6 protein-coding genes and 1 pseudogene are annotated in these 7055 nt (G+C 60.9%); 3 read left to right on the top strand and 4 right to left on the bottom strand.

Features of this window, described 5'->3' with window-relative positions:
* Nucleotides 1–632: CPBP family intramembrane glutamic endopeptidase (locus WA989_RS17070; protein ID WP_424341681.1), on the top strand; the 632-nt coding region annotated here is incomplete at its 5' end.
* A gap of 156 nt (nt 633–788) precedes the next feature.
* Here the strand turns inward: WA989_RS17070 and WA989_RS17065 are convergent.
* From WA989_RS17065 to WA989_RS17055, 3 genes are read right to left on the bottom strand one after another with little or no spacing between them, the layout of a single operon-like run.
* Nucleotides 789–1877: a hypothetical protein gene (locus WA989_RS17065; protein ID WP_424341680.1), complete on the bottom strand. Its 1089-nt coding sequence runs from the start codon at nt 1875–1877 to the stop codon at nt 789–791.
* A gap of 46 nt (nt 1878–1923) precedes the next feature.
* On the bottom strand, nt 1924–2430 hold the full coding sequence (locus tag WA989_RS17060; RefSeq protein ID WP_424341679.1) for a hypothetical protein: 507 nt from the start codon (nt 2428–2430) through the stop codon (nt 1924–1926).
* Nucleotides 2431–2485: 55 nt separating this feature from the next.
* On the bottom strand, nt 2486–3631 hold the full coding sequence (locus WA989_RS17055) for a hypothetical protein (protein WP_424341678.1): 1146 nt from the start codon (nt 3629–3631) through the stop codon (nt 2486–2488).
* A 148-nt stretch (nt 3632–3779) separates the two neighbouring features.
* Here WA989_RS17055 and WA989_RS17050 point away from each other — a divergent pair, with 148 nt between their 5' ends.
* Nucleotides 3780–4337 carry an ECF-type sigma factor gene (locus WA989_RS17050; protein ID WP_424341677.1) on the top strand — a complete coding sequence of 186 codons (558 nt, stop codon included), beginning with the start codon at nt 3780–3782 and terminating at the stop codon, nt 4335–4337.
* Entirely contained in the window at nt 4330–6756 is a 2427-nt protein-coding gene (locus tag WA989_RS17045) for a protein kinase domain-containing protein (protein WP_424341676.1), read from the top strand. The genes WA989_RS17050 and WA989_RS17045 overlap by 8 nt, the downstream gene beginning before the upstream one ends.
* 25 nt (nt 6757–6781) lie before the next feature.
* Here the strand turns inward: WA989_RS17045 and WA989_RS17040 are convergent.
* Nucleotides 6782–7055 (bottom strand): annotated as a pseudogene (locus tag WA989_RS17040) (hypothetical protein); the annotation flags it as partial.

The following is a 7055-nucleotide window of genomic DNA, read 5'->3' as shown; positions in this document are numbered from 1 at the left end:
GCTCATGGTCGATCAATTGGAGCGCATATGCCGTTCCTGTGGGTTACATCACCTTGGCATACATAGCGATCTGGAGTTTGGGGCTTGGGGGACCGCTTGACCCGGAGCAAATCTTCGAATGGTCTGGCCAATTGGGCCTGTCGCCGAGCGCTACAATTTTAACGCTTGTGCTCATGATAACATTGCTGGGCACAGTTCAGCTCATCAAGTCGCTGGGGTCGATTGCCGGAGAAGAGATTGGCTGGCGGGGTTTGTTTATATGGGAGCTTCGAAAGGTCATGTCTTTCGAAGGTGTTTCGATTTTCAGCGGACTCGTGTGGGCAGTTTGGCACTATCCTGTCATTATCGCTTATGGCGGCGGTGATCCGTTTTTTCAGATCGCCTGTTTCACGCTCATGATCGTCAGCATGTCGGTCATCCTGGCGTACTTTACTTTCAAATCTAACAGTTTGTGGCCTGCAGTATTTTTTCACGCTGCGCACAATATCTACATCCAGAAAATATTCACGCCGCTGACCACAGAGGTCGATGGAACCGGGTTCTGGATTGATGAGTACGGGTTGATGGTGCCAATGGTGGTGACGCTTTTTGCTCTTTATTATTGGAGAAAAGCCAAGGCCGAGAGGCTTTAGACGCTCGCTGACACTGTTTTGAAAATTTGCTCAACCGCCTGGACGCCAACTTGCGTTGGCAATGCGGGTATCTGTTTAATCTCATCCTTCGACCTCGCTCAGGATGGGGGCTTCTTTGTTGCGGGTCTGACTGTTTGTGCGTGTTCGGGCGGAGCTTTATCCGCTGCCTATGGTCAGCAGCGGTGTGGCGCCCTGGCTGGCGGCGGACTGGAGGGACAGGAGGAACAGGATCAGGCTGAACGTGGTCTTGCTGTCGAGGTCGCTGTCGTCGATCCAGAACCAGTGGCCGCGGTAGTTGATCTTGACGAAGCTCTGCGACGGCTCGTCCGGCCCGCTCCTGACGCTGAACTGGTGGCCAAGAAACGCCTCCCAGGTCTGGGTCTCTGCGCCGGCGGGCAGGCTCGTCGTGACAAATCCTGCGCTCGCATGCGCCTCGGGCACGTCGACGGCGTGGGATAGCGCATAGAGCGCGCCGAGAACCGTGCGCGTCTGGATGAGCAGCGCCTGCTCGCTCCGCCTCTGCCCGCGCGGGACGAGATCATACTGCACCTCGCAGCCGGGCGCAGACAGGTAGAAGCGCAAGGCCTCGCAGTCGGGCCCCGGCTCGGTATCGATCGACAGGCGGCTGACGGGCGCGCGCCCCTCTTCGGGGCTGGCCTGCGCGACATAGACCTTCTCCTCGGTCTGCAGGCGGCGCAGCAGCTGGGCAAGATCGCGGAACGGCTTGTTGTCCGGAAGGACGCCCGGGGTCGGCCCGGAGGCGCTGGGCGCATTGGAAAGCGAGCCGATCCGCTCAACGCAGCAGGCCATGAGGCGCTCGATGCTCCAGCCCGAATTTGCGAGCAGCACGATCGTCTCAGCCGAGATCGGGGAGAGGAGATTTGTTGCGAAATCGGCGCCCGTGACAGGCGAATAGGTGATGGTCGGCGTCTCGGTATAGGCCGCATTGGGAATGATCAGCGACGCCCCGCTCCCGGCATCCTGAAAAGGCACGGCGTTTTCAGCCGACAGGCCGGCGGTGTACTGATGCTGCGTGGTGACGCTGGTCACATCCATGAAGACAACGGTGTCGCGATAGCGAAGGCGCACCAGGTTGAGCAGCAATTGCTGGTCGTGGGACTGCGCGATCGCCGTGTTGTAGCCATAGCCGGCGGGCGCCAGTGTTCCGGTCCCGTAACTCGTTGCGCATCCGGCGATCAGCGCTGCCAGAAGCGCGGCGACCAGCCCGTACCATCCCCGCTTCATGTCTCGCCCCCTTGCGGCCCCTCTCTTCAGGCTACCGCTTCTGCGCTCAGCTTGCCAGCCCATCGCCGACGCCAAAGTCGCGGCGGGCGGATATGATCGTGACCATGGCGCCAACCAGGACGTCGAAAATGACCATCATGGTCAGCAGGAAGAAGGTCGATGTCGCAAAGGCGGCCATGCTCAGAAACAGGATGATGCAGATCAGAAGCAAGCCCATCGAGGCAACATGATTGGCAATCGAGACCGACTTCGAACTCGTCGCCTTGGCGATTTCGATGGCGAGGGTGAGCAGGCCGAGAAGCAGGATGAGGTGACCGGCTTCCAGCCGCCAGATCACGCCCGAAATCATCCTGACGCTGAACACCGTCGCATCGAGGGCGCCCGTAATGGCGGGCAGGTCCGATGCGCCGCGCGATCCTGAGAACATGGCCATCAGGACATAGAGAAGGGCAGGCACGGCCAGCAGCGGAAATACCGACCCGGTCTTGCGGATAAGCGATCCGCGTCTGAGCAGATTGCGTCTGGCGACGGTCGTCTGGGCTGGGCTCGTCATGTCAGTCTCTCCAATCTTGGGTCCGGCACGCTGGGGCGCAGGCCTTCAGCGCGCGTCACGCGCCAGTCTCCGAGGCGTCCCTGGTCAGGACGATACGGCGCACATCGCCGTGCTCGATCTCAAACGCTACCTTGATGGCAAGGGCAGACGGCGCCTGGACCAGCGGCCGGATCACATCGCCCGATTTCAGGGTGATGATCTCTGTCCGGCGCAGCTCGTGGTCATTCACGCAGAGGCCGTACTGGCCTTCCGCGCGCAGCTTGAACGCGCCCGATTCAATATACAGCGCAAACAGAAGCCGCGAGATGGACACGCTGAGCTCGTCCTGTCCCTCGCCTGCCCGAAGGCAGATATCATTGCCGGATTTGCGTGAACTGCGGCCTGCGATCAGCATGCCCGACGGTTTCACGATAGGCCCGTCGAACGGCGCTTCATCAGGGCCAAAGCCGCGCCAGATCAATTTGACATCGCGCGGCACCTTGATGCCCTCTTCAAAGCCGCGCTTCTGATAGTCGCGCTCTGCGGCGTCCGCGCGCGTGTGGCTCAGGCGAACCGGTTCGATATTGCGCGCCGCCCCGGCAGAACGGTCGGCTTCGATGCGGGTCGGATTGTACACCGTGAAGCCTGCGCCGACTTCCTGCGCGTTCACATTGATCGTCGTCGCCGGACCGCCAGGGTCCTTCGGCTCCACCGGAAAGATGATGTTGCTGGAGAAGACATATTCTTCCTGGCGCCATTGGTACCGCGTCGAGACAGCGATCAGCAGGTCGACCTGGTGGACGCCGGCATGTTTGAGAATTTCGGTCCTGACCGCGACGTTTGCGGTGTGTTGCGGCTCGATCCGCTCGAAGGGCAGCTTTATCTCGCGCGGCGGCGCGTCATCCCCTGTGATCCAGAGGCCGGTGATGAAAAGCGGGCGGCCGACATTGGAGGCATTGCGGATGGTCAGGGGCAAGGCGAGCTTGCCGCCTTCGCGCACCGAACTGGCCGTGCCCGCATTCAGCGACAGGTCCAGATTGACGCAAACCGGGCACATGTCGCCCTCATCCAGCAGGCCGCCGCACTCTGCATGCGCCATACAGCGATAGAGCGGCTTGCCACATTCCTCGCAAAAGGAGGCGTCCAGATCGAGCGCAGATCTCGCGCAACAGGAATCTGGCGTCGTATTTGCACCGGGTACGTCTGGTCTGATCATATTCATTCAGGGTCTACCGTCCGAACTGTCTGGGCCTGTATGAGTCTAGGCGTGAGGACGCAGGCAAACGGGTCAAATCTTTTTGGTTCGGATGGAGGCTTGCGTTTCGACGGGAAGATGGGTTTCGTAGGGTGGCCGGCATTTGGGGGGCAAAGTGAGCGATCGAGTGGAAACGCAAGTCCTGCTGCAAGATTGGCGCAGCGGCGATACGGCAGCGCGGAACGTTCTGTTCGAGCGGCTGTATACCGAGCTGCTTCAGATCTCGGCTGCCCTGCTCCGCGCCGAGCGCAATAACTCACTGTCGACCGGAGACCTCGTCAACGAAGCCGCCCTGCGCCTCATCCAGCTCGACAGGATCGACTGGCAGGACCGGGCCCATTTCCTTGCCCTGTCCGCAAAAGCCATGCGCCGGGTCCTGATTGATCACGCGCGCAAGAAGAAGGCTGACAAGAGAGAACACCAGAAAGTCACGCTGGTGACGCGCTTTGAAGGCGATCCGCACCGCATCGATCTCGACAATCTGGAAAAGGCGCTCATCCGGCTCTCGGCGCTGGACGAGGAGAAGGCCAATATCGTTGAACTGCGCTATTTTGGCGGTCTCAGCCTTGCCGAGGTTGGAGACCTGCTGGGCGTATCGGAATCCACCGTGAAGCGGCAGTGGCGGATTGCCCGCGCCTGGCTCATGAATGCCCTGCAGGAAATCGATGCCTGACGAAAGGGACCAGCTCGAACAACGCGCCCTGCAGGCGCTCGATCTTGCTTTCGAGCAACCGAGCGCCGACCGCCTGGCCTGGGTTCAGGCGCAGTATGCGGATGACCCGGCGCTTCTTTCGAGGGTGCTTTCGCTGCTCGACAGCGACACATCCAGCCAGCGCGACCTCAGAACCGGCGGCGCGCGTGACATTCTCGAATATGAGGCGATCCCCGAGCGCGCAGGCGGCTACCGGATCGACGGCCTGATCGGACGAGGCGGCATGGGCGCTGTCTATCTCGCCAATCGCGACGCCGGTGACTTCGACCACCGTGTCGCAGTGAAAGTCATCAGGCCGGGCGTGCTCGGCCCGCAGCTTGTCAGCAGATTTGAGAATGAGCGCCGTATTCTCGCAAAACTGAACCATGAGGGCATTGCGCGCCTGTTCGATGGCGGGCAGCTCGAAGACGGCTCGCCCTATATCATCATGGAATATGTCGATGGCGTTCCGATCACCGAATGGGTCGATCAGAAGGGCCTCGGCCTCGACGCGCGGTTGGGTCTGTTCATGCGGGTCTGCGAAGCCATTGGCCACGCCCACCAGAACCTCATCGTTCACCGCGACATCACCCCGTCAAACGTGCTGGTGAACAAGGATGGGGCGGTGAAGGTGATCGATTTCGGCATCGCCAAGCCGCACTCGGACGCCGAGCCGAGTGGTGAGACCGCCGGCTCCTCCAAATCACTGGCGTCGCTGAGCTTCACGCCAGGCTTTGCTGCCCCCGAACGCAGCCGCGGCGCCGCGGCCAATACGCTGTCTGATGTCTATTCGCTCGGCAAACTGCTCGACGCGATGCTTGACGGAATGGATTTGCCGGGCGACCTCGCCTCGATCATCCAGAAGGCGACCCGGCCTGATCCGGCCGCGCGGTATGCGACCGTGTCGGCGCTCTCAGACGATGTACAGAACTATCTCAATCATTATGCGGTCGGGGCCCATTCCGGTGGGCGGACCTACCGCGTGCGCAAATATCTGCGCCGCCACCGCGCCTTCGCCGCGTTCGGAACGATTTTCGTGCTCGGACTGGTCGGCGCTTTTTCGCTCACGCTGGTTCAGTATCAACGCGCAGAGGCCGAACGCCTCGAGGCCGATCAGCGGTTTGCCGAAGCCCGCGAAATGGCGAATTTCATGCTGTTCGACCTGTTCGACCAATTGCAGCCCATCGCCGGCAACACCGAGCCGCTCAAGAATCTGACGACGCGTGCACGGTCTTATCTGGACGCCCTGTCCAAAAGCTCAAGAACCGACCGCTCGCTGGAGATCGACACGATCAAGGCGTATCACCGGCTAGCCAATATCGAAGGCAATCCGATCAGCGCGAACCTTGGCCGGCGGGACATTTCCCGCGCCCTGCTCGATCAGACCGAAGACCGGCTGATGCGGCTCTATGCGCAATATCCGGGCGACGCCCGCGTCCTGCGGGAACTGGCCAGTCTGAAGTTTTCGCAGAGCGTTTTCGCCTACATCGCCGACGACGATAATGAGCAGAGTATCGCCTACGCCGTTCAAGCGGTGAACTATTCCGGCCAGCTGCTGGACCGCCCCGAAGCGACGCTGGATGACGAAATCCAGCACCTCGACATCTCGATGTACAAGTTCAAGCCCTATATCTGGATCGACCGAACCGAACGCGCTGTTGAAGGCTATGCGGCGCTGGAGGATGCGTTTCTGGACCTGGAACAACGCCACCCGGAGTCCGAAGAGGTCGAGCACAGCGTCGCGGCCTTCTATACGAGCTTCACCGAGGTGCAGAACTGGCACGTCTATTTTACCGAGTCCGATCCGGCCGAGATGGTAAGGGTCGCAGGCGAGGCGGTTCGCCGGATGGACGCGCTCAGCGCCAAGCATCCACAAAAGCCCGGCTATCGCCGGTCCCATGCCCTCGCCTATTACAGGAAAGGCATGGTTCATTCGGACCTTGAGCAATTCGAAGAGGCCATCGCCGATCAGCGCCAGGCCCTGTCGATTAGTGCGCGGCTGCTAGAACAGGATCCAAAGAACGCCGGAAATCAGGAAGTCTTCAATGCGGTCCAGTCGCAACTGATGGCCGATCTGAGCTCTGCCGAGCAACATGAAGAAGCCATCGGCATTGGCGAGACCATGATGGAGGCCGTCGCCAGAGAGTATCAGCGCGAGCCATCCGATGCCGGATACTGGCGCGCCTATTATCAGAAGATGCAGATGGTTGGCGAAGTCTACGCCTATGCCGAGCGGTTCGAGACGGCCTGCGATTACCTGCTGCAAGCAGCCGACAGCGCGCTTCTATACGACCAGGAAATCGGTGTCAGCGAGAGCGACCGCATGCATATCGTCGACGCGCTGCTGACCCAGAAGTCAGCCTGCGAGGACGGGCGGACTGCAGACCTGATTATCGAATAAAAACCGGTTCTGGCAGGGCGCCAGCCTAGGAGAACAGGTACCGGACATTGCGGCCCGGCGCCAGCACGGCGCAGGTCAGCCGCCCGCCATAGACCGCGCCCGTATCAATATTGATCCGGCGCCCATAGCCCTCGGCGACTTCCTCCTCCGGAAACGCGTCCGAGGTCGGCGTGTGGCCATGAACAACCGTCCAGCCTTCGACCGCGGTCCCCTGCCATGCCGCGACATCGAAGAAGCGGCTCGAGCGAGTCCAGAGATAGATGCTGTCGTTTTCATTGGGGAATTCGGCGGGGTTTATG

The sequence above is a fragment of the Henriciella sp. genome (assembly GCF_049649345.1).
Classification (GTDB): Bacteria; Pseudomonadota; Alphaproteobacteria; order Caulobacterales; family Hyphomonadaceae; genus Henriciella.
The sequence above is the reverse complement of the archived record's forward strand: the minus strand, read 5'-3'. Positions and strand labels throughout refer to the sequence as shown.

Excerpts from the sequence above, each read along its gene's own strand:
- WA989_RS17060 (WP_424341679.1), bottom strand. The coding sequence starts at position 2,430 with ATGACGAGCCCAGCCCAGACGACCGTCGCCAGACGCAATCTGCTCAGA.
- WA989_RS17055 (WP_424341678.1), bottom strand. The coding sequence starts at position 3,631 with ATGAATATGATCAGACCAGACGTACCCGGTGCAAATACGACGCCAGAT.
- WA989_RS17065 (WP_424341680.1), bottom strand. The coding sequence starts at position 1,877 with ATGAAGCGGGGATGGTACGGGCTGGTCGCCGCGCTTCTGGCAGCGCTG.
- WA989_RS17045 (WP_424341676.1), top strand. The coding sequence starts at position 4,330 with ATGCCTGACGAAAGGGACCAGCTCGAACAACGCGCCCTGCAGGCGCTC.